17 protein-coding genes are annotated in these 19,457 nt (G+C 64.4%); 8 read left to right on the plus strand and 9 right to left on the minus strand.

Annotation, left to right across the window (positions count from 1 at the left end):
• Positions 1–197: 197 nt before the first annotated feature.
• On the minus strand, positions 198–3,203 hold the full coding sequence (gene putA, locus BraRD5C2_RS38235) for a bifunctional proline dehydrogenase/L-glutamate gamma-semialdehyde dehydrogenase PutA (RefSeq protein WP_223977466.1): 3,006 nt from the start codon (positions 3,201–3,203) through the stop codon (positions 198–200).
• Between the two features lie 129 nt (positions 3,204–3,332).
• On the opposite strand from putA, the gene BraRD5C2_RS38240 reads away from it, so the two are divergent.
• The gene (locus BraRD5C2_RS38240; protein ID WP_223977468.1) at positions 3,333–3,797 is read left to right on the plus strand and encodes an Lrp/AsnC ligand binding domain-containing protein; all 465 of its coding nucleotides are present in this window, start codon (positions 3,333–3,335) and stop codon (positions 3,795–3,797) included.
• Positions 3,798–3,888: 91 nt separating this feature from the next.
• Positions 3,889–4,539: a hypothetical protein gene (locus tag BraRD5C2_RS38245; RefSeq protein ID WP_223977473.1), complete on the plus strand. Its 651-nt coding sequence runs from the start codon at positions 3,889–3,891 to the stop codon at positions 4,537–4,539.
• A gap of 168 nt (positions 4,540–4,707) precedes the next feature.
• On the opposite strand, the gene BraRD5C2_RS38250 is transcribed toward BraRD5C2_RS38245, so the two are convergent.
• From BraRD5C2_RS38250 to BraRD5C2_RS38270, 5 genes are all read right to left on the minus strand, one after another.
• Positions 4,708–4,908 carry a cold-shock protein gene (locus BraRD5C2_RS38250; RefSeq protein WP_163149424.1) on the minus strand — a complete coding sequence of 67 codons (201 nt, stop codon included), beginning with the start codon at positions 4,906–4,908 and terminating at the stop codon, positions 4,708–4,710.
• A gap of 284 nt (positions 4,909–5,192) precedes the next feature.
• Positions 5,193–5,504: a SorB family sulfite dehydrogenase c-type cytochrome subunit gene (gene sorB, locus BraRD5C2_RS38255; protein ID WP_223977476.1), complete on the minus strand. Its 312-nt coding sequence runs from the start codon at positions 5,502–5,504 to the stop codon at positions 5,193–5,195.
• A gap of 11 nt (positions 5,505–5,515) precedes the next feature.
• Positions 5,516–6,715: a SorA family sulfite dehydrogenase catalytic subunit gene (sorA, locus tag BraRD5C2_RS38260; RefSeq protein WP_223977479.1), complete on the minus strand. Its 1,200-nt coding sequence runs from the start codon at positions 6,713–6,715 to the stop codon at positions 5,516–5,518.
• Positions 6,716–6,936: 221 nt separating this feature from the next.
• Positions 6,937–7,164, minus strand: a complete 228-nt coding sequence (locus tag BraRD5C2_RS38265) for a hypothetical protein (RefSeq protein WP_223977483.1) — start codon at positions 7,162–7,164, stop codon at positions 6,937–6,939.
• A 163-nt stretch (positions 7,165–7,327) separates the two neighbouring features.
• Positions 7,328–9,064, minus strand: a complete 1,737-nt coding sequence (locus BraRD5C2_RS38270) for an adenylate/guanylate cyclase domain-containing protein (protein WP_223977487.1) — start codon at positions 9,062–9,064, stop codon at positions 7,328–7,330.
• Positions 9,065–9,290: 226 nt separating this feature from the next.
• Between BraRD5C2_RS38270 and BraRD5C2_RS38275 the strand changes: the two genes are divergently transcribed.
• Complete coding sequence (locus tag BraRD5C2_RS38275) at positions 9,291–10,808, plus strand: glycosyltransferase family 39 protein (protein WP_223977603.1); 1,518 nt, start codon at positions 9,291–9,293, stop codon at positions 10,806–10,808.
• Between the two features lie 59 nt (positions 10,809–10,867).
• Here the strand turns inward: BraRD5C2_RS38275 and BraRD5C2_RS38280 are convergent, their stop codons facing one another.
• On the minus strand, positions 10,868–12,607 hold the full coding sequence (locus tag BraRD5C2_RS38280; RefSeq protein ID WP_223977490.1) for a sigma-54-dependent Fis family transcriptional regulator: 1,740 nt from the start codon (positions 12,605–12,607) through the stop codon (positions 10,868–10,870).
• 280 nt (positions 12,608–12,887) lie between these two features.
• Between BraRD5C2_RS38280 and BraRD5C2_RS38285 the strand changes: the two genes are divergently transcribed.
• The 3 genes from BraRD5C2_RS38285 to BraRD5C2_RS38295 are packed head-to-tail and all read left to right on the plus strand — an operon-like array spanning position 12,888 to position 14,956.
• The gene (locus BraRD5C2_RS38285; protein WP_223977492.1) at positions 12,888–14,117 is read left to right on the plus strand and encodes an acyl-CoA dehydrogenase family protein; all 1,230 of its coding nucleotides are present in this window, start codon (positions 12,888–12,890) and stop codon (positions 14,115–14,117) included.
• A 12-nt stretch (positions 14,118–14,129) separates the two neighbouring features.
• Positions 14,130–14,465, plus strand: coding sequence for an EthD family reductase (locus BraRD5C2_RS38290; RefSeq protein WP_223977494.1), 336 nt, complete (start codon positions 14,130–14,132; stop codon positions 14,463–14,465).
• Positions 14,462–14,956: a flavin reductase family protein gene (locus BraRD5C2_RS38295; RefSeq protein ID WP_223977496.1), complete on the plus strand. Its 495-nt coding sequence runs from the start codon at positions 14,462–14,464 to the stop codon at positions 14,954–14,956. The genes BraRD5C2_RS38290 and BraRD5C2_RS38295 overlap by 4 nt, the downstream gene beginning before the upstream one ends.
• Before the next feature lie 198 nt (positions 14,957–15,154).
• On the opposite strand, the gene BraRD5C2_RS38300 is transcribed toward BraRD5C2_RS38295, so the two are convergent.
• Positions 15,155–16,186, minus strand: coding sequence for a YcjF family protein (locus BraRD5C2_RS38300; protein WP_223977498.1), 1,032 nt, complete (start codon positions 16,184–16,186; stop codon positions 15,155–15,157).
• Positions 16,183–17,646, minus strand: a complete 1,464-nt coding sequence (locus BraRD5C2_RS38305) for a YcjX family GTP-binding protein (protein ID WP_223977500.1) — start codon at positions 17,644–17,646, stop codon at positions 16,183–16,185. The genes BraRD5C2_RS38300 and BraRD5C2_RS38305 overlap by 4 nt, the downstream gene beginning before the upstream one ends.
• A 191-nt stretch (positions 17,647–17,837) precedes the next feature.
• On the opposite strand from BraRD5C2_RS38305, the gene trhA reads away from it, so the two are divergent.
• Both trhA and BraRD5C2_RS38315 read left to right on the plus strand, forming a co-directional pair.
• Positions 17,838–18,533, plus strand: coding sequence for a PAQR family membrane homeostasis protein TrhA (gene trhA, locus BraRD5C2_RS38310; RefSeq protein ID WP_223977502.1), 696 nt, complete (start codon positions 17,838–17,840; stop codon positions 18,531–18,533).
• Between the two features lie 108 nt (positions 18,534–18,641).
• A complete protein-coding gene (locus BraRD5C2_RS38315; RefSeq protein WP_223977504.1) occupies positions 18,642–19,436 on the plus strand; it encodes an SDR family oxidoreductase in 795 nt (264 codons plus the stop codon).
• Positions 19,437–19,457: the final 21 nt, after the last annotated feature.

Below are 19,457 nucleotides of genomic sequence, written 5' to 3' on the forward strand. Positions count from 1 at the left end.
GCACTTTCTTACCCTCGCTTCACCCTCCCCTGGAGGGAGAGGGTCGTATCGCATCGCGCGAAGCGAGATGCGATACGGGGTGGGGTGACGGTCTCGCCACGTGAACAGTGCCTGTGTTGAGAGATCACCGCACCCCGTCTCTCATTCGCTTCGCTCATCGTGAGCCGATCCTCCCCCTCCAGGGGAGGGTGAAGCGCTTACTCCACCCCCGCCATCAGCGCGGCATTGCCGCCCGCGGCGGCGGTGTTGATCGTCACCGTCTGCTCGGTGGCGAAACGCGTCAGGTAATGCGGGCCGCCGGCCTTCGGGCCGGTGCCGGAGAGGCCGCTGCCACCGAACGGCTGCACGCCGACGACCGCGCCGATCATGTTGCGGTTGACGTAGATGTTGCCGACCTGAAGACGGTCGATCACGTGCTCGATCGTGTCGTCGATGCGTGAGTGGATGCCGAGCGTCAGCCCAAATCCAGTCGCCTCGATCGCCGCCAGCACGTCGCCGAACCGCTCGGCACGGTAACGCACGACATGCAGGATCGGGCCGAACACCTCCTCACGCAGCTGGCTCGCGGCGGACAGCTCGAAGATATGCGGCGCGACGAAATTGCCGGCCGGCGCCTCGCCGGCGAGATGCACCCGCGCTTCCTGCTTCATCCGCGCGATGTGCGCGTCGAGCCGCTGCTTGGCCTCGGCATCGATCACGGGGCCGATATGCGTCGACGGTTGCATGGGATCACCGATCTTCAGTTCGCGCGCGGCGCCCGCGATCATCTCGATCATGCGGTCGGCGACGTCGTCCTGTACGAACAGCAGCCGCAGCGCCGAGCAGCGCTGGCCGGCGGAACGGAACGCCGAGGTGACGACATCGTCGGCGACCTGCTCGGGCAGCGCGGTGGCATCGACGATCATCGCGTTGATGCCGCCGGTCTCGGCGATCAGCGGCACGATCGGTCCATCCTTGGCGGCCAGCGTCCGGTTGATCGCGCGCGCCACCTCCGTCGAGCCGGTGAAGACCACGCCGGCAATGGCGGGATGGCTGACCAGCGCGGCACCGGCCGTGCCGTCGCCCTGAACCAGATGCAGCGCCGATTTTGGCACGCCCGCTTGATGCAGCAGCGCGACGGCTTCGGCTGCGATCTGCGGCGTCTGTTCGGCCGGCTTTGCGATCACCGCGTTGCCCGCCATCAACGCCGCTGTCACCTGGCCGAGGAAGATCGCGAGCGGGAAATTCCATGGCGAGATCGCGACGAATGCGCCGCGGCCGCGCAGCTCCAGCATGTTGCTTTCGCCGGTCGGCCCGGGCATCGCCTCGCCCTGTCCGAATAGGTTCCGGCCCATCGCTGCATAGTAGCGGCAGAAGTCGATCGCCTCGCGGACCTCGGAGAGTGCGTCGTCGAGTGTCTTGCCGCCTTCGCTTTGCAGCAAGGCGAGGAAGTGCGCGCGGCGCTGCTCGAGCAGGTCAGCGGCCTTGTCGAGGATCGCCGCGCGTTGGGCGGCCGGCGTGCTGTTCCAGGCCTTGAAGCCACCGCGGGCGGCAGCGACCGCGGCGTTCGCCTGTTCGACCGTCGATGTCGCGACCATGCCAGGCGCCGCCTTGGGTTCGACGGCAATCGAAGACGTCAGCGCGTCGAGCGCCGTTCGCTCGCCGAATTCGATGCCGTGCGAATTCTCGCGCTGCGGCCGGTAGAGATCGGCCGGCAACGGAATTCCGGAGTGAGCAGCGTTGGTGTCGGCGCCGATGATCTCGGCCGGGCGGCGCAACAGGTCCACGATGGAGACGCGATTGTCAGCCGCCAGCGCCACGAACGACGAGTTGGCGCCGTTCTCGAGCAGCCGGCGCACCAGATAGGCGAGCAGGTCGCGGTGGCTGCCGACCGGCGCATAGGTGCGATGGGCGATCTCCGGCCTGTCGTCGCCGAGCTGTGCGTAGAGCGCTTCGCCCATGCCGTGCAGCCGCTGGAATTCGAAGCTCGTGGGATCGTCAGCGAGTTCGAGGATGGTTGCGACCGTGAGCGCATTGTGGGTGGCGAACTGCGGAAACAGCCGCGGCCGTAAGCCGAGCAGCTTTCGCGCGCAGGCGATGTAATTCAGATCGGTCATCGCCTTGCGGGTGAACACCGGATAGCCGTCGAGCCCGCGCTCCTGCGCACGCTTGATTTCGGTGTCCCAATAGGCGCCCTTGACCAGGCGCACCATCATCCTGCGGTCGAGCGCGCGCGTGAGCGCATCGATATAATCGATCACGTCAACGGCGCGCTTCTGGTAGGCCTGGACCGCAAGCCCAAAGCCGCTCCAGCCGGCAAGCGATGGATCGGCGAAGGCCGCGGCGATGACGTCGAGCGACAGCTCCAGCCGGTCGGCTTCCTCGGCATCGACGGTGAAGTTGAGGTCGAACGCCTTGGCGCGGCGCGCGAGATCGATCAGCTGTGGCACCAGCTCGGTCATCACCCGAGCGTGGCTCACCGCCTCGAAGCGCGGATGCAGCGCGGAGAGTTTGACCGAGATGCCGGGCCGGTCGGGCAGGGGCTGATCGCCGGCGGCCTTGCCGATCGCGTCGATCGCGCGGGCGTAGGATTCGAAATAGCGGCGGGCATCGTCGGCGGTGCGGGCGCCCTCGCCAAGCATGTCGAAGGAATAGCGCGAGCCGCGCGCTGTGTGCGATTGCGCCCGCGACAGCGCCGCCTCGATGGTCTCGCCGAGCACGAAATGGCTGCCCATCAGCCGCATCGCCTGCCGGGTTGCGGCGCGCACCGCCGGCGCGCCGAGCCGCTTGGTCAGCCGACCTATCGTTCCCTGCGGTGTTTCACCGGGCTGGATCACGCGGACCGACATGCCGAGCGCCCAGGCCGAGGCGTTGACCATGAAGGCGCTCGATTTTGTCTCGTGGTTGACGAAGTCGCCCTGGCCGAGCTTGTCCTCGATGAACTGGTCGGCGGTGCGCGCGTCGGGCACCCGCAGCAGCGCCTCCGCCAGCACCATCAGCGCCAGGCCCTCCTTGGTCGACAGCGCGAACTCGCGCAGCATGTCCTCGACCCCGCCGAGCGGATCGTCGTTGGCCCTGATCGCCTCGATCAGGCGTCGCGCGGTGCGGTCGACCCTCGCCTCCTGGTCGTCGCCAAGCCTGGCGTCCTGGCGCAGGCGGCCGGCGATCGCGGTGTCACCGGGGGCGTAGGGCGCGCTGAACGGCGGCGGGAGCGGGTCTGGCATGATGGTTCCTTGGCGGGCGGTTCCTTGGGATTGCACGGGAACACCTACGCTTGGTCGCACCGCAGTTCGATAGACAAATTAACCGATTTGCCTTAGAAAATCCGGATCATTTCATGTATTGCCGTGGATATGACAGAGATAGACAAGATAGACCGCAAAATCCTCTCGATCCTGCAAGGGGATGGCCGGATTGCCAATGTTGAACTGGCCGAGAGGATCGGCCTGTCGCCGACCTCGGTCGGCGAACGGCTGAAGCGGCTGCAGCGCGACGGCTTCGTCGAGGGCTATGGCGCGCGGCTCAACCCGCATCGGCTCGGCCTCGGCCTCCTGGTGTTCGTCGAGGTGCTGCTCGACAAGACCACGCCCGATGTGTTCGAGCGCTTCGCCAAGGCGGTCCAGACCGCGCCGGAAGTGCTGGAGTGCCACATGGTGGCCGGCGGCTTCGACTATCTGGTCAAGGCCCGCGTCGCCAATATGACCGCCTATCGCAGATTTCTCGGCGAGACCCTACTGGCACTGCCGGGCGTGCGCGAGACGCGAACCTACGCGGTGATGGAGGAAGTCAAGCGCGACGCGCCGCTTCCGGTCGGATGATATGCGCCGGATCTGATCCACAGCCATGCGCAGGATGTCTTGGCATCGCAACGCACCCGCGATAATTGTCCCGTCAGTTGGGGGCCGCGACATGGACGATGCCAATCCGCCGATACCTGCGAAGCGAACCGGGGCTGCCGGCGCGATATGCGCAGCCGTCTTGTCGCTGTTCGCGATGACGCCGTCCCGCGCGGCCGAGTACAGCTCCGGCATCATGCAGCTCTATACGTCGGTCTCGATCTATCCGCCGTCGGCCTCGGCGATGACGGTATGCTACGGCTTCGTCTGCCGGCGCCGCGAGATGCTCGACTTCGGCGCAGCGGACAGGGCGGCTTTGACCAGGATCATGGCCACGGGCCGTGCCAACGCCGCCGCCGAACGTGCGGCCGTGCAAAAGGCCGTGATCTGGTTCGATCGCCGGATGGGGCCGATCCTCGGCACCGACAAGCGCGTGGCGAAAGCGGACTTCCGCGCCAACGACGACAAGCACAATTTCGATTGCTGGGACACCACGCGGAACACGACCAGCCTGATGCTGGTGATGCAGTCGTGGAACCTGTTCAAGTTCCACGACGTCGGCGATCCCCACTATCGTGGATTTTCGTTGGGGCAAACGCCGCACAACACCGCCGTTCTGCTCGAACGCGCCACCAAGGTGGAATGGGCCGTCGATCTCTGGCCCCGCGGCTATCTGCAACCGCCTGACGTCATGACCGTCGCCAAATGGGTCACGGAAGACTGAACGGCTGAGCGTTCGTGCCGCGCGCGTTCCAAGGCGATCGAAAAAAGTTCAACGCCGTGGCGCGCGGGCGCCGTGCCCGCCCCGCCGAACGTCACGTCGTGTGATGTTGGATCGGCCCTCACTCCCGGATCGTGTCCGAGAGTGCGCCGCTGGACCTGGCGCGGTGCGCTAGACCTTGAGGTTCTCGGCTGATGTCTTGCCGCGATTGGCAATTTCTTCGTACTCAACAGACTGGCCTTCGTTGAGGCTCTGAAGACCGGCCTTCTGAACTGCTGAAATATGCACGAAAATGTCTTTGCCGCCCGATGCGGGCTGGATGAATCCGTAACCCTTGGTCGGGTTGAACCACTTCACTGTACCTTTGGGCATTCCAGTCGTCTCCGCGGAATCAATCGAAAACAGACCAGTCGGTCCCCGCACAAACCGGCTTGTCCGTACCGCACAGGATAGCAGTTTGAAAAAAGCTGGGTAGATCAAACCGCGGTGTGCTTTTGCCAGGAAACAACCTGCTTTGCGGGGTTTTGCTGCCGGATTGCCTGTTTCGTGGTCAATTGATGCGCTGCAAAAAAGATCGGTTCCAGTGAACCGAATTGGATCAAGGGCGCCCGCGCGCGGGCCTTCTGCCAGCGCGCGGGGGATCGATTGGCCGCGTCTCAATAGGTCGTGGAAAGATACTCGACGATCTTGCCGACGTCGACCTGGTCAATCGGCGCGCCGTAGACCTTGATCATCTTGGTCACCTCGGCCTGCCAGAAGTCTTTCTTGAACTTCTCGCCCTGCGGCTGGGTCTTGATGTAGTCGGCCGAGTGGCAGGCGGTGCAGTTGTTCTGCACCACGTCGAGGTTGGGACCCGGCTTGAAGGCCGCGGTCTCCTCGGGAAGCGTATAGTTGACGGGCGCGGCCATCGTAGCTCCGATCGAGAGCACGGCGATCGCGGCGAGGGAGGCAAGCAGCTTGCTGGTCATGGTGCTTCTCCTCACGCCGCGGTGACGCGCACGGTTTCGACGACATTGCGCAGATAGCCGGCCGGATTCCACAACGGGTCCATCGGTTGGGTGTCGCCGGCATTGTTGGTGGCGCGCACCTTCAGCTCCGAGGCGCCGGCCGGCAGCGCAACCTTCAGCTTCCATTCGCGGAAGGCGTATTTGCCGAGGTCCTTGCCGAGCTTGGCCGGTGTCCAGCTCTTGCCGCCGTCGGTCGAGACCACGACCTCCTTGATGCCCTTGCCGCCGTCGAAGGCGAAGCCGCGCAGCGTGGTGCGGCCGGCCTTCAGCTTGGCGCCGTCGGCAACGCTGGTGATGAACGAGCGCACCGTGAAGCGGTTGATCGGGATCGTCGCCTTTGGTGCGGTGCCGGGCTCGACCGCATTGTTCGGCGTATCCGGAATCCGGTAGGCCGACTTCATCCAGAAGCCCTCGAAGACGTTGTCGATCACGGTGATCTCGTTGAGGTGCTTCACCCAATAGGTGCCGTAATAGCCGGGCACCACGAGGCGGAGCGGGAAGCCGTTGAGGAACGGCAAATCCTCGCCGTTCATGCCCCAGGCCAGCATCACCTCGCCGTCGCGCGCATGGTCGATGTCGAGCGCCTTCACGAAGTCAGGCGTGGTGTCCATCACCGGACCGTCCATGCCATTGAAGGTGACCAGCTTGGCGCCGGCCTGCACGCCGGCCATGTCGAGCACGGTCTTCAGCGGCACGCCGTGCCAGCGTGCACAGCCCATCGCGCCGTTGCCGAGCTGACCGCCGGCGACGCGCGGATTGAAGAAGCCGCGGCTGTTGCCTGAGCACTGGTTGACGGCGACAAGCTCGGTGGCTTTGAGCTTCCGGATCTCCTTCAGCGACAACTTCAGCGGCTTGTCGACCTTGCCCTTGATCTCCAGCGTGAATTTGTCCGGATCGAGATCGTAGGGGACACCGGCGAGGTGATAGCGGACGAAGAACGCGTTGTTCGGCGTGAGCGGACCGTCGTTGAAGACCGCAAACGGCGTTTCCAGCTGCGGCGGCCGGGCGGTCAGGCCGATCATCGGGCGCTTCTGCGGGTAGCGCACCAGCGGCCGTTCGCCATTTCCGAAGGGCAGCGTCACGGTGTCGAGGGCGAATGCGCCCTTTGATCCCAGCCCCGTCACCAAAGCGGCCAACCCGGCACGCTTCATCAAGTCTCGTCGATCGAGCATTCCGCTTCCTCCGAAGCTGTTCTGTCGTGAGCTGGTCATCACCAGGCTCACCTTGGCTTGCGCGCCTTCGCATCATGGAATGCGCGCGGCGACAAATGTCGCATCGGGCAACTGCAAGTCAATTGAGCTTTCGCAGCGTCCACCAGCGTTGCGACGCAACAACGAAAAGCCCCGGCCGCGTCAGGCGACCGGGGGCATTTCCATCCGGATCGAAGGTGCGATCAGTAGCAGACGTTTACGGTGCGATAGCGATAGCCGTAGGGCGTCATCACCAGGCGGGTGACGTAGCAGCCGGAGTCGACGAAGCCGACGGAGATGCCGGGGCCGCCCCAGAAGTGATGGTGGTACGGATGCCAGAAGAACGGCTTGGCCGAAGCCGAGGTCGGCGCCAGCGCGGCGGCAGCAAGCGTTGCAGCAGTCGCGAGAGCAAGCGTGACTTTGCGATGCATGGTCGTCTCCTTCAGATGCGCGTTGAACTCTGTCGCGGCGCGGTTGCAGTGTTACCCATCGCCAGTCAGTCGCATCCGGCACCGGGCACGTTCGAGCATCTCTGCTGAGCGCAGCTTCGGATGTGCGGCAGGTCACATTGAGCGAAAGGGAAGGTGAACCCGGTCAGGCGGCGACGGCACGCCGGTCGTCGACCAGCGCGGATAGGACGCGCGTCGCCTCGACGGTACGCACGGTCATCGGCTCGTTGCGGCCGCGGATCACGACCTCTTGCGCCGGCAGGGCATCGTCGGCGAGCCCTGCGGTGGCACGTACCTCGTCGGAGATCACCGCCTCGCAGGCCAGCGCCTTCGTCATATCCTGCAGCCGTGCCGCGACGTTGACGGCGTCGCCGAGCGCGGTGAACACCATGTGGTCGCGATAGCCGATGTCGCCAACGATCACCTCGCCGCCATGGATGCCGATGCCGAATCGGATCGGCTCGCGCAGATCGTGGCTGAGGAACTGGTTCAGCTCGTCGATATTGGTTGCGATCAGCGCCGCCGCGCGCAGCGCTTGGCGGCAGGCCACCTGCCGGTCGGTGCTGAGCCCGAACAGCGCCAGCATGCCGTCGCCGATGAACTGGTTGGGCCGTCCGCCGGCTTCCAGCACCGCCTGCGACACCGCACCGAGGAAGCGGTTGACGATGAACACGGTGTCGAACGGCAGCCGTTTCTCGGCAAGCTGCGTCGAGCCGCGCATGTCGACGAACATGCTGACCAGATAGCGCTCCTGGCCGACCCGCGTCGGATTGGCGGCGTGCGCGTTCGCCGACATCGTGTGCGGCAGGAACAGCTGGAAGAAGGTCAGGTCGCCGGTCGGCCGCAGCTGGCAGGCCAGCCGGATCGACGGATCGTCGGTGCCGACCCGGTGCAGCACGAAGGCTTCGCGCGGCGACGGCTCGGGCAGTTGGGCGTGATCGCCGATGATGCGGATGCGGCAGGTCGAGCAGCGCGCGCGGCCGCCGCAGACGCTGGCATGCGGCACGTTGTAGCGCAGGCTCGCTTCCAGCACGCTCAGTCCCTTGGGTACCCGCAGCGTGCGGCCGTTGCCGTAGGACAGCGCGATCATGCCGCCGCGGCGTTCCAGCAGCGCACGCGCGCCGCGCGCGAGCAGCACGAGGCAGAGCAGGCCGAGATAGCCGATCGTCAGGTCATCGGTGATCCTCTCGAGCGTGCTCCCCTGGGCAGCCGTGCCGAGCTTCTGGACCGAGAGCTCCTCGCGCCTCCAGTCCGGATCCTGATAGTCGGCGATGGTGGCGCGGCCGGCCTGATAGATGCCGAGCATCGCCAGCGTCGGGATCAGCACGGCCGTCGCGAGCAGGAACGGTGCGGCGCGCGTAAAGAATGCCCGCAGCCGCAGCCAGAAATACAGGCCGATGCAGCCATGCACCCAGGCGATTACCAGCACCGCCAGCATCGTCCAGAGCCGGTTCGGCGAGGCGATGAAGAAGGTGTACAGCTCCTGCGGATAGAGCTTCTCGTGTCCGTACAGGGTCTGGCCGAGCCGCACGCCGACGACGTGCGCGACGATCAGCATCGGGATGCTGAGGCCGAGCGTGAGCTGCAGCGGCTCGATCGCCTTCCAGTGGAACTCGCGGCGCTGATACAGCGCCCAGATGCCGAGGCCGGTATGTACCAGGCAGGCCGAGTAGAACACGATCGCGACCGGCAGGAACTGCCAGAACTCGGTGTGGTAATGCACCCCGATCGCCATCGCCTCGGTCGAGATATTGCCGAGTGCGTGGTTGAGGAAATGGCTGATCAGGTAGGCGAACATGATCGCCCCCGTGACCAGGCGAACCTGCCGCTGGCCGATGCCGCGGGCCATGTCCTGCAAATGTTCGCGCGAGGGGGAGGCCATGTGATTCATATCAGCAATTCTAGTGCTTAATTCCCGCGCTGAACACCACCGCGGGTCCGGGTGGGCCGTGGTAGCTGGCCGTGCGGCACGTTGACACTCCGTTAAGAGTCGAACAAAAAGCGCCGTGACGATAGCCCCAGCCCAATCCGGAGCCGATAACATCAGCGTCAAGCCGGCCCGTTCGCGCGCGCCGGATTGGCGTGGCGTCATCGCCGTGATCGTCGCCATGACCGCGATGCGGCTGGTCTATGCCCATGCGCTCGATCTGCGCACCGACGAGGCCTATTACTGGACCTGGTCGAAGGAAAACGTGCTGTCCTTCCTCGACCATCCCCCGATGGTCGCCTGGTTCATCCGTTTTGGCACAGCTGTTCTCGGCGACACCAATCTCGGCGTCCGCCTCGGTGGCATCGTGGCTATGCTGGCGACCCAGCTCCTGCTCGCCGATATCGTCCGCCGCGTGACATCGAACAATGTCCGCGCCGTGATGCTCGCGCTGCTGCTGCCGGAGGCGGCGCTGTATTACGGATTGTTAATGGCCAAGGTCGCGCCGGACACCGCGCTGATCCCGTTTTCGGTGGCGATGCTGTGGTCGCTGGTGCGGCTCGCGCAGAGCAATGAGGGGCGCTGGTGGCTGGCCGCGGGGCTGTTTGCCGGGCTGTCGCTGCTGTCGAAATTCACTGCGATCATGTTCGCGCCGGCGGTGCTCGCCTTTGCGCTGGTGCCGGACTGGCGCTGGCGCTGGCTGCGCAGCCCGTATCCCTACCTCGCCGCGCTGATCGCGATCGTCGTGTTCTCGCCGGTGCTGATCTGGAACGCCGAGCACGACTGGGCCTCGTTCCGCTTCCAGGCGGTGCGCGCCACCGCCGAGCGAGACCTCACCTTCCGCACGCTCGGCGAGTTCATCGGCATGCAATTCGGCCTGGTCGGCTTCGTGCTGCTGCCGGTGACGCTGTTCGGGACAGTGCTGACGGCGTGGCGCGGCTATCTCAGGCGCGAGCCGGTCGCGATCCTGCTGGCAACCGCGGTGCTGGTGCCGTTCGCCTATTTCCTCTGGAAGTCGCTGACCTTGCGGGTCGGCGACACCTGGCCGATGTTCCTGTGGCCGGCGGGCTTCGCGGCGGTTGCCATCAACGTCACCCGGATGCCGTTCGAGGGCTGGTCGCTCGGGCTCATCAAATCGACCGTCTCGTGGGCGCGGAGCGCGATCACGTCGGGCATCGTCTTCGTCGTCTGCGTCTTCCTCTATTACATGTTCGCGCCGTGGAATCTGATCGGCCGCACCGATCCGATCGGCACCGAGGCGGGCTATGATGTGGTGGCCGCGCACACCCTGTTGCAGGTGCAGGCGACCGGCGCGACCTGGGTCGCGACCACGGATTATCGTACCTATGCGATGCTGCGCTGGATGCTGCGCGGGCGGGTGCCGGTGATCGAGGTCAATGAGCGCGGCCGCTTCCAGGGCTTTGCCGATCCAGGCTTGAGCAAGATCCGCGATCACGTCGGCATCTATGTCGGGCGCGAGCCCGAGAACAACCTGCCGCTATGGAGCGAGACATCAGCGGTGCGCCAGCCACTGGAGCGCGTGACGCGGAGCTGGCGCGGCATGGTGATGGATACCTATGCGCTGGAGAAGATCAGCGGCTGGACCCCCGATCTGTCGCCGCCGCCCGATACGACGTTCTTCCGCTGGCGCGTGTTGGCCTTCTCCTTGTCCCCGCGTGCGGGAAGAAGGTTGGGATAAGAGGGAGCTTCCGCGCGGACGGCGAGAGACGGTGACGCGGAGCTCCCGCTCACCCGGAATCACTGAGACCGGCTTTGCTGCTTTTGAATGTAGTAGCGCAGCTTCGACCGAGAGATTCCCAAGGTTCGGGACGCTTCTGAGATATTTCCCTTACATGAGGCCAGCGCTTTCTGGATTGCTAACTTTTCGATTTCTCCAAGAGACAGTTTGCGAGGGATCACGAACTCGGTTGGATCGCCGGTTGCGATCTGCTCGTCTGCGTACGAAAGAGCGCCAAGCTTCCCCGTAGTTTGGGGCTTGAAGACCGTTCGATTGGATATCTGCGAGTGACTGAAGAGATGAAATAGACTTATGGGCTCCTCGTCATGAGTTAAGATCGCAGCACGCTCCACCATGTTCTCGAGCTCGCGGATGTTGCCAGGAAATTCGTAGACCAGAAGTGCCTCAATCGCTTCGGCCGTAAAGCCGGTCACGTGCCTCCCGGTCTTCTTGTTGAACCTATGGAGGAAATGACTGACAAGCAGGGGGATGTCGTCCCGCCTGTCCCTGAGAGGCGGGAGCTTTATCGGAAAGACATTCAATCGGTGCAGCAGATCCGCCCTAAACGTGCCCTTTGCCACTTCGGCATCAAGGTCCAGATTTGTCGCGCAGACCACACGCACGTTGACCTGCTTGGTCTTGGTGCCCCCGATACGGCTCAGTTGTCCCTCCTGCAGCACTCTCAGGAGCTTCGCTTGGGTAGTTGAGCTTAGCGTCCCGATCTCGTCCAGAAAAAGCGTGCTTCCATCGGCGGCTTCGAACCACCCTTCTCGCGCCTGGTGCGCGCCGGTGTACGCACCTCTCTCCACGCCGAAGAGCTCCGCATCGATCAGCGTTTCAGGAAAAGCCGCACAATTGATGCTGTAGAGTGGTTTTTTTGACCTCGAGCTCGCGCTGTGCAGGGCGCGCGCGAAGATCTCCTTTCCGACCCCCGTTTCGCCAAGAAGAAGCACGGTTGTGTCCAGAGGCGCGACGCACCGTAGGAGATGCCACGCGCCGAGGAATCCGGGCGAAGTACCTACGACGTTGGAGCTGACCGGTTTTTCTGCCGCCCTCGCGTCGATCGAGGGGCCAACCCGCTTTCCCGTAAATGATCGGCGAGGCATGAATTGCGCCGCATAATCTTCCGGCCACTCCTCGACAGGCTTTCCAACGATCCGGCATTGTGGGGACCCACAGGCGATACACTCCACCTCTCTGAACAAGATCGCCCGTTCCATGATGGCGCTCGTATAGCCGGACGCGTAGCCAATCTGCATCCAGCAAACCGGTTCAGAGCTTCCACCAAACGAGGCAGCATGAGCTTCAGCCTCGGCAGAATTGCGCCATGTAAGTTCGCTGAAGTATTCTCCGGTTTCGACGTTTGCTTCTATGTTGACTGGCTCAACGAAGACTTCGCCACGCAACGCGTGAAGTTGCGGCCCTACAAGAAACGCGTCAATCTGCGGGCGATCTACGCGAACCTTCATCGCGACCTGCGCTTCCCGCGTTCCCGCAGCATGCCCCATGCGAAACAGAATTTGCCTGGCTTTCAGGGGGCCGTTCGCCTCGATCAGTTCGCGGCGCAGCGCCACCATGGCGTCCAGATTCAGAAGCACGGCTCTTTGGTCAGCCAACCAGATCTGCCCGTCGTGAGGCGAGAAGTGGACGCACGCACTCAGATCGGAGATGTCGGGCAAGACGCTGCTTCGCGCGGATGAACCGGTGCCAGTCCGATCAGCGATGTTCTCTTTCAACGCGAAGCTTGTGAACCGCGACACTACGTTCTCCCTTCTCCCGACATTTACGCACTAGCCGCCAGGTATCTCGCCATGATCGATCTCCAACATGGCTGACTTCAGCCGATCGAGCCGTTGAGATTGGCTATTTTCAACCACCATCCGTCGACAGTCCAAGGGGACCACATTTCGAATCGCTTAGTAAACTCAAACGAGTACGAACAGTTTTCAGTGTTGGCACACCTTCTGCTTACGAGAGTTGTGCGCATCGTCACGCCGACGGGTCGCGCCACTATCAAAGCAACATCAGGAGGAGATGCCTGTGCACTCAGTCGCTCAACAGTCGAATGTTTCCGAGCCAACTGCCTCGTATATCGATCCGCTGGGACCTCAAAAGTCAATCGTCGAGCGCGCCACGCGATTGCAGTCCTTGGTCAAGGCGAACTCGCAAGCCGCCGAGGACGCGCGCCGCGTAGGTGATGAGACCATTGCTGCGTTGCAACGCGAAGGGCTGTTCCACATCGCGGTGCCGGAGCGTCTCGGAGGCGCCGGCGCGAACTTCCGAACCTTCATCGATGCCGTTTCGGAGATCGGTCGGGCGGACGGCGGCACCGGTTGGGCTGTCGCGCTTCTGAATGTCTGTACGTGGTTCGCGACGTTGTTCTCTGAACGCGCCCAAGCAGAGGTGTTTGGCAAGACGCCTGGCGCCAGGGTTTGCGGTGTGTTTACGATGCCGGTGCAGTCGGAGCGCGTTGATGGCGGATATCGCGTGAGTGGCGAATGGTGGTACGGCTCAGGTTCTCTGCATGCACAATGGGGTACCTTGGGCATCAAGATCGGAGAGAACGCCGATGGTTCGCCGATCACTGCGCTCGCCCTCATACCGCTAAGCGACCTCACAATTCGCGACACCTGGCATGTGGCCGGAATGCGGGCGTCAGGCAGCAATACGCTGGTTGCGGATAACGTATTTGTCCCCGACCACCGGGTACAAGCTTTCGCTGACATGGCAGCCGAGAACTATGCGCGCGAGTGGGCCGACGAGCCGAATTACCATGCTTCGTTCGTGCCGGTCGCCGAGATCGTTCTCGTGGCTGTCCAAATCGGGCTGGCGCGACATGCGGTAGATCTGACCCTCCAGAAGGGGGCCGGGAAGCCCGTCGCGTACACGGTGTTCAGCGAAGCCCGCCAATCTCCCGCGCACCAGATCAAATTGGCGGAAGCAATGTGCGACATCGACTCCGCCTATCTGCTCGTCGCACGAGCCTGCGCCGACATTGACGGCGCCGCGCTCCGGCGCGAGAAGCTCGACCTGATGACACGCGCACGGGTCCGTATGGACACGGGTCACGCCGCCAAGCTGTGCCGCGAGTCCATCAATAAACTCCTCAGCGTGAACGGTGCAGGAAGCTTTGCCCTTGCGAACCCGCTACAGCGGATCTGGCGGGACAGCGAGATCGCCAGCAGGCACGCGTTCGTCCACCCGGAAATGGCGAGCCTTATCTATGGCCGTGCGCTGTTCGGCATCGAAGAACTGATTCAGCCGTACTAGCAGGGGGATTCAATGCATAGGCTCATCGCGCTTTATCATCCGCCAAAGTCGGAAGAGGATTTTCGAAGTCACCTCGTGAAAGTTCATCTTCCGCTGGTCGCCAAGTTCCCCAAACTTCGATCGCTTCGGTACGGATTCGGCGTCGAAGCCGGATCCCAGCCGTCGCCATATTATGCGGTCGTTGAGTGCGAATTCGACGACGAGGCCTCGCTGCGGGCGGCGCTCGCCTCTCCGGAAGGAGAGGCGGCGGCGGCCGATGTGCCCAACTATGCGACCGCCGGCGTAACGATCATCACGTTTCCACTCGAACCGGATTTTGTTGGCGGTTCGATCGGGAGGACGACATGAACGCACCTCTGGTCGATTTCAAATCAGCCATGCGGCGACTGACCGCAACCGTGTCTGTCGTGAGCTGCACACGAGACGGCGAGTGGTTCGGCATGACTGCGACTGCAATCACTTCCGTCTGCGCGGATCCTCCGACTGTCCTGGTCTGCGTGAACGGAGCGGCGGCCATCCACAATCCCCTGGTTGAGAGTGGACGCTTTTGCGTCAACGTACTCCGGATCGACCAACAGGAGATATCCGCGACTTTTGGCGGAAAGCTGAAGGGGCGGGACCGCTTCGGTGTTGGGGACTGGAGCCTCTCGTTCGACGGAATTCCCATTCTGACGGACGCTCAAGCCAACATAGTGGCGTCCGCGCAGAAGGTCCTTCCTTTTGGAACTCACTCGGTGATTATTGGCGCAGTCGATCGAGTTTTGGTCTCGGAGAAGATCGCTCCCCTTCTGTACGAGAACGGCCGATATATGCGGTCGGCCGAGCTCGCAAGCGCCTGACCGCGCTCGGCGAAGATGGCGGGCTATCCGACATCGACCTTTGTCGAGGCTCTTTCCAGAGCCTTGACCTTTCTCAGCAGTAGATCAGGTCGATCTGCGACTATGTATGGTCGCGAGGATGATGTATCCGTCCGAACCAACAATGACCGTTGGGCGCTTCCCGCGTCGAAGTGCTCGTGACCCACATGGAAAGCAAAGCTATTCCTCTTCCTCGCGCTTGCGGATCAGGTCTTTCGCCAGATCGGTCAGCGCGGGGCGCGGCAAAGCGTTGAAGGGGAGCGGGCGGGTGACGTCGATCGCGGCGAGGCCGAGGCGGGCGGTCAACAGGCCGTTGAGCATACCTTCGCCGAGGCGCTGCGAGAGTTTTGCCGCGATGCCGTGGCCGAGCATCTGCTGGATCAGGCTGTCGCTTGCGGCCATGCCGCCGGTGATCGCCAGATGCGCGATGACGTGGCGCAGCAGGCGGATCATGCCGAGCGCGCCGGGCCGACCGCCATAGAGCCGCGCCAGCTGCCGGATCATCCGCAGGCTCGCCACGAACACGAACAGCACGTCGATCATGGCGCGCGGGCTGACCGCGGTGACGACCGAGACGCGCTGCGCGGCCGTCGACACCAGCCGCCGCGCCTCCTCGTCGAGCGGCGTCATCAGTTCGCGCTCGGCGAGGCGGATCATGTCGGCGCCGTCGATGATGTCGTCGGTGTGGCTCTGCAGCGCGCTGCGGGCGCGGGCGAGTTGCGGGGTCCGGTGCGCGAGCTTGAGCAGGTCGGCTACGATGGCCCGGCTCGCGGCGCGGTCGTCGCTGATCAGCACTTCGGCGGCGCGCAGATGCAGCTTCTCGATGGTCGCCAGCCGTGCCAGGCCGACCAGCTCGCGCGTGGTGACCACCGCCAGCGCCACCGTCGCGATGACGGCGAGCCCCAGTCCGAGGACACCGAGACCTTCGTTGCGTGCGAACAGATCCTCGACCAGATTGAGGATGCCAAGCCCGGTGCCAAGCACCACGAGGCCCGCGACCGCGCTCCAGAACAGCGTGCCCCAGCGGAAGCCGCGGCGCGCCGGCAGCAGCGGCGTATCGACCGGGACCGGCAGCTGCGCGGGTTCGGCCTCGGGCACGATCTGGATCGTGCCGCGGGTGAGGCGGCCGCTGTCGTCCGGATCCATCACGACCACGCCGGGATCGTCGAGCTTGAACGTCGCCGGCCGCCGCGGGGGCGTCTTCTCGTTCATTGCAGCTTGTCTCCGATCAAGAACTGAAGGGCGCGGTCAAGGCGGATGTGAGGCAGCGCCGGCTCCGTATCACCGTTTCGTTCCAGCTTCGGCGGGCGGAAGCGCAGGAAACGATAGTCGGCGGCCTCGGCGCCTGAGCTCGAGAGGCCGCGGAATCCGCCGTTGAACAGCTCCTCCGGATTGTCGGGCAGGTCACCCGGAAAGGTCGCGACTTCAGTCTTGCCATCCAGCGTCTCGCCATTGGCGACCTCGCCCGGCGCCGGCGTGCCGAGGATCGATGGCAGCTTGTCGCGGCCGCGAGCGACCTGCGCTTCGCGCGTGGCGCGCACAGCGGCGAGCGCCACGACGTCGATGGCGGCGCCGGCATATTCGGCGCGCTCGGCGGCCCGGGCCACGATCCGCCGCAGCACGGCTTCCAGCCGGTCGTGGCTCTGGTGATGCAGATGGTCGGCCTTGGTTGCCGCGAACAGGATGCGGTCGATGCGCGGCCGGAACAGCGAACTCAGGATCGTGCCGCGGCCGATCCGGAAGCAGTCGAGGATGCCGGCCAGCGCCGCCTCGAGATCATGCAGCGCCTCGGGGCCGGCGTTGAAAGCGGCGAGCGCGTCGGCCAGCACGATCTGGCGGTCGAGCCGCGCGAAGTGGTCGCGGAAGAACGGCCGCACCACGACGTCCTTGTAGGCCTCGTAACGCCGCCGCATCATCGCCCACAGCGAGCCGTCGGGCGCGCTGCCGTCCGCCGGCACGTCGAGCGGCGCAAAGGTCAGCGCCGGCGTATCGGCGAGGTTGCCCGGCATCAGGAAACGGCCGGGCGGCAAGAGGCTCATCGCGAAGCGCTCGTCGCGGCAGGCGCGCAGATAATCCGTGAACAGTCTTGCCTCGGTGCGAGCGGCCTGCTCGTCCTCCTTGGCCTCGGGCTTCAGCGTTGCGAGATGGGCGTGCCAGGGCGCCGCGAGCTTTGCGCGCAGCGGCTCGCGCGACAGCGCAAGGCTCTCCGCCGACCATTGCTCGTAGCTCTTGTTGAGCAACGGCAGGTCGAGCAGCCACTCGCCGGGATAATCGACGATGTCGAGTGTCAGCTTACGGTCCGCGCCATTTTGCCGCTGATACTCGATCACGAGGCGGAGCTCGGAGATGTCGGTGGTCGAGCTCGGCCAGCTCCGCTCCTCGATCAGGGTGCGGACATGGTTCTCGTAGGCGAAGCGCGGCACCGCATCGTCGGGCTGCGGGGCGAGATAGGCGCGCGCGATCCGTCCCGAGCTATAGGCCTCGAACACCGGGAAGCGGCCGCCGCGGGTCAGGCCATGCACCAGCGCGGTGATGAACACGGTCTTGCCGGCGCGCGACAGGCCGGTGACCCCGAGCCGCACCGTCGGCTTGAAAAGGCCCTCGCTATAGTCGAGCAGCGCCCGCGCCGAGAGACGCGCTTCCTCGACGATATCAGAGAAGCGGGGGGGCATGGAGGGTTAACGAAAAGGTCCGGCAGGAGGAGCCAAAAGAGGCGGGCGATCACCCGCAAGGTGGCGATTATCGGGCCAAAATCAAGTTTCACATTTCCGGCGCCTTTGCAGGCGAGGGGAATACCAAGGGGATTGAACGCGCCACGCCACCCGCGTTACCCATAGTTCATCGGCCCACAGGAAAGCCCTGCATGACGGTCTTTCGCCTGAAGCAACTTGCCTCGTCCTCGATCCACGCGGCCGGCGCCGCGCTGTGGAACTACGACCGCGCCGAGCTGATCGCCGACGGCGTGGTCCATCTCGTCGGTGTCGCTTTCGGGCTGGTTGCGGCCACCGCGCTGATCGTGCTGACCGCGGTCTATGCCGGCCCGTTCGATATTGCCGTGGTCTCGGTCTATGTCGCGGGCCTGCTCGCGATGCTGACGCTGTCGGCAACCTATAATCTCTGGCCGGTATCGCGCGCCAAATGGGTGCTGCGGCGCTTCGATCACTCCGCGATCTACCTGCTGATCGCCGCGACCTACACGCCGTTCATCGTCGAACTGAAGGACAGCTATTTTGCCATCGCGTTGCTGATCGGCGTGTGGTGCGTCGCGATCGTCGGTATCTGGCTGAAGCTCGCCTATCCCGGCCGGTTCGACCGGCTCGCGGTCGGGCTGTATCTTGCGATGGGCTGGAGCGGCATCATGCTCTACGACGCCGTGGTCAAGGCGCTGCCGGCGAAGGCGCTCGGCTTCGTGCTGGCCGGCGGCATCCTCTACAGCTTCGGGGTGATCTTCCACTCCTGGCGGCGGCTGCGTTTCCAGAACGCGATCTGGCACGGCTTCGTGCTGCTCGGGGCCGCCTGCCACTATACAGCGGTGTTTGACGTCGTGCTGGCGAGCTGAGCCGGTCGCGCAGCGCTCGCGGCCGGACCGGCCTCTCGAAAAGATCATGCATCGGCCAAAGATGCGATATCATGGTCCTTACAGGATCAAGATATCGGGAGGATAGCCATGCAGGTGGCAAGTAAAGTCGTGGTGGTCACCGGCGGTGGCAATGGCATCGGCAGGGCGCTGTGCGAGGCGTTCCACGCCGCGGGCGCATCCAAGGTCGTGGTGGTCGATCTCGATCATGCGGCGGCCGAGCACGTCGCGGCCTCGGTCGGCGGCGCCGCCTTCAAATGCGACGTCGGACAGGAGAAGAACATCCTGCACGTGATCGAGGAGAGCGAACGCATGTTCGGCCCGATCGCGCTGTTCTGCTCCAATGCCGGCATCGGCGGCGGCTTCGATCCGCTGTCGAAAAATGCCGGCGGCACCTCGGACGAGCCGTGGTCGCGAAGCTGGGCGATCCATGTGATGGCGCATGTCTATGCCGCGCGGCATCTGGTGCCGCGGATGAAGGCGCGCGGCGGCGGCTACTTCCTCAACACGATCTCGGCCGCGGGCCTGTTGTCGCAGGTCGGCAGCCCGGCCTACTCGACCACCAAGCATGCCGCGGTCGGCTTTGCCGAAAACCTCGCGATCTCGCACCGCGCCGACAACATCAAGGTCTCGATCCTCTGCCCGCAGGGCGTCGACACCAATATGCTGCGCTCGATCCCGAGGGGCCCGCAATCCGGCGACGGCGACCTCTCCGCGGATCAGGTCGCGCAGGATGCGCTCAAGGGCATCGAGCAGGAGACCTTCCTGATCCTGCCGCACCCGCAGGTGCTCGGCTACATGCGCAAGAAGACCGAGAATTACGACCGCTGGATCGGCGGCATGGCCAAGATCCAGGCCAAGATGCGGGAAGCGCAAGGGAAGTGACGGCTAGGGAATGCGCGTCGC

Source organism: Bradyrhizobium sp. RD5-C2 (assembly GCF_019972155.1).
Lineage (GTDB): Bacteria > Pseudomonadota > Alphaproteobacteria > Rhizobiales > Xanthobacteraceae > Bradyrhizobium.

Excerpts from the sequence above, each read along its gene's own strand:
- BraRD5C2_RS38275 (WP_223977603.1), top strand. The coding sequence starts at position 9,291 with ATGACCGCGATGCGGCTGGTCTATGCCCATGCGCTCGATCTGCGCACC.
- trhA (WP_223977502.1), top strand. The coding sequence starts at position 17,838 with ATGACGGTCTTTCGCCTGAAGCAACTTGCCTCGTCCTCGATCCACGCG.
- BraRD5C2_RS38300 (WP_223977498.1), bottom strand. The coding sequence starts at position 16,186 with ATGAACGAGAAGACGCCCCCGCGGCGGCCGGCGACGTTCAAGCTCGAC.
- BraRD5C2_RS38305 (WP_223977500.1), bottom strand. The coding sequence starts at position 17,646 with ATGCCCCCCCGCTTCTCTGATATCGTCGAGGAAGCGCGTCTCTCGGCG.
- BraRD5C2_RS38270 (WP_223977487.1), bottom strand. The coding sequence starts at position 9,064 with ATGGCCTCCCCCTCGCGCGAACATTTGCAGGACATGGCCCGCGGCATC.
- sorA (WP_223977479.1), bottom strand. The coding sequence starts at position 6,715 with ATGCTCGATCGACGAGACTTGATGAAGCGTGCCGGGTTGGCCGCTTTG.
- BraRD5C2_RS38265 (WP_223977483.1), bottom strand. The coding sequence starts at position 7,164 with ATGCATCGCAAAGTCACGCTTGCTCTCGCGACTGCTGCAACGCTTGCT.
- BraRD5C2_RS38295 (WP_223977496.1), top strand. The coding sequence starts at position 14,462 with ATGAACGCACCTCTGGTCGATTTCAAATCAGCCATGCGGCGACTGACC.
- putA (WP_223977466.1), bottom strand. The coding sequence starts at position 3,203 with ATGCCAGACCCGCTCCCGCCGCCGTTCAGCGCGCCCTACGCCCCCGGT.
- BraRD5C2_RS38250 (WP_163149424.1), bottom strand. The coding sequence starts at position 4,908 with ATGCCCAAAGGTACAGTGAAGTGGTTCAACCCGACCAAGGGTTACGGA.
- BraRD5C2_RS38240 (WP_223977468.1), top strand. The coding sequence starts at position 3,333 with ATGACAGAGATAGACAAGATAGACCGCAAAATCCTCTCGATCCTGCAA.
- BraRD5C2_RS38315 (WP_223977504.1), top strand. The coding sequence starts at position 18,642 with ATGCAGGTGGCAAGTAAAGTCGTGGTGGTCACCGGCGGTGGCAATGGC.
- BraRD5C2_RS38290 (WP_223977494.1), top strand. The coding sequence starts at position 14,130 with ATGCATAGGCTCATCGCGCTTTATCATCCGCCAAAGTCGGAAGAGGAT.
- sorB (WP_223977476.1), bottom strand. The coding sequence starts at position 5,504 with ATGACCAGCAAGCTGCTTGCCTCCCTCGCCGCGATCGCCGTGCTCTCG.
- BraRD5C2_RS38245 (WP_223977473.1), top strand. The coding sequence starts at position 3,889 with ATGGACGATGCCAATCCGCCGATACCTGCGAAGCGAACCGGGGCTGCC.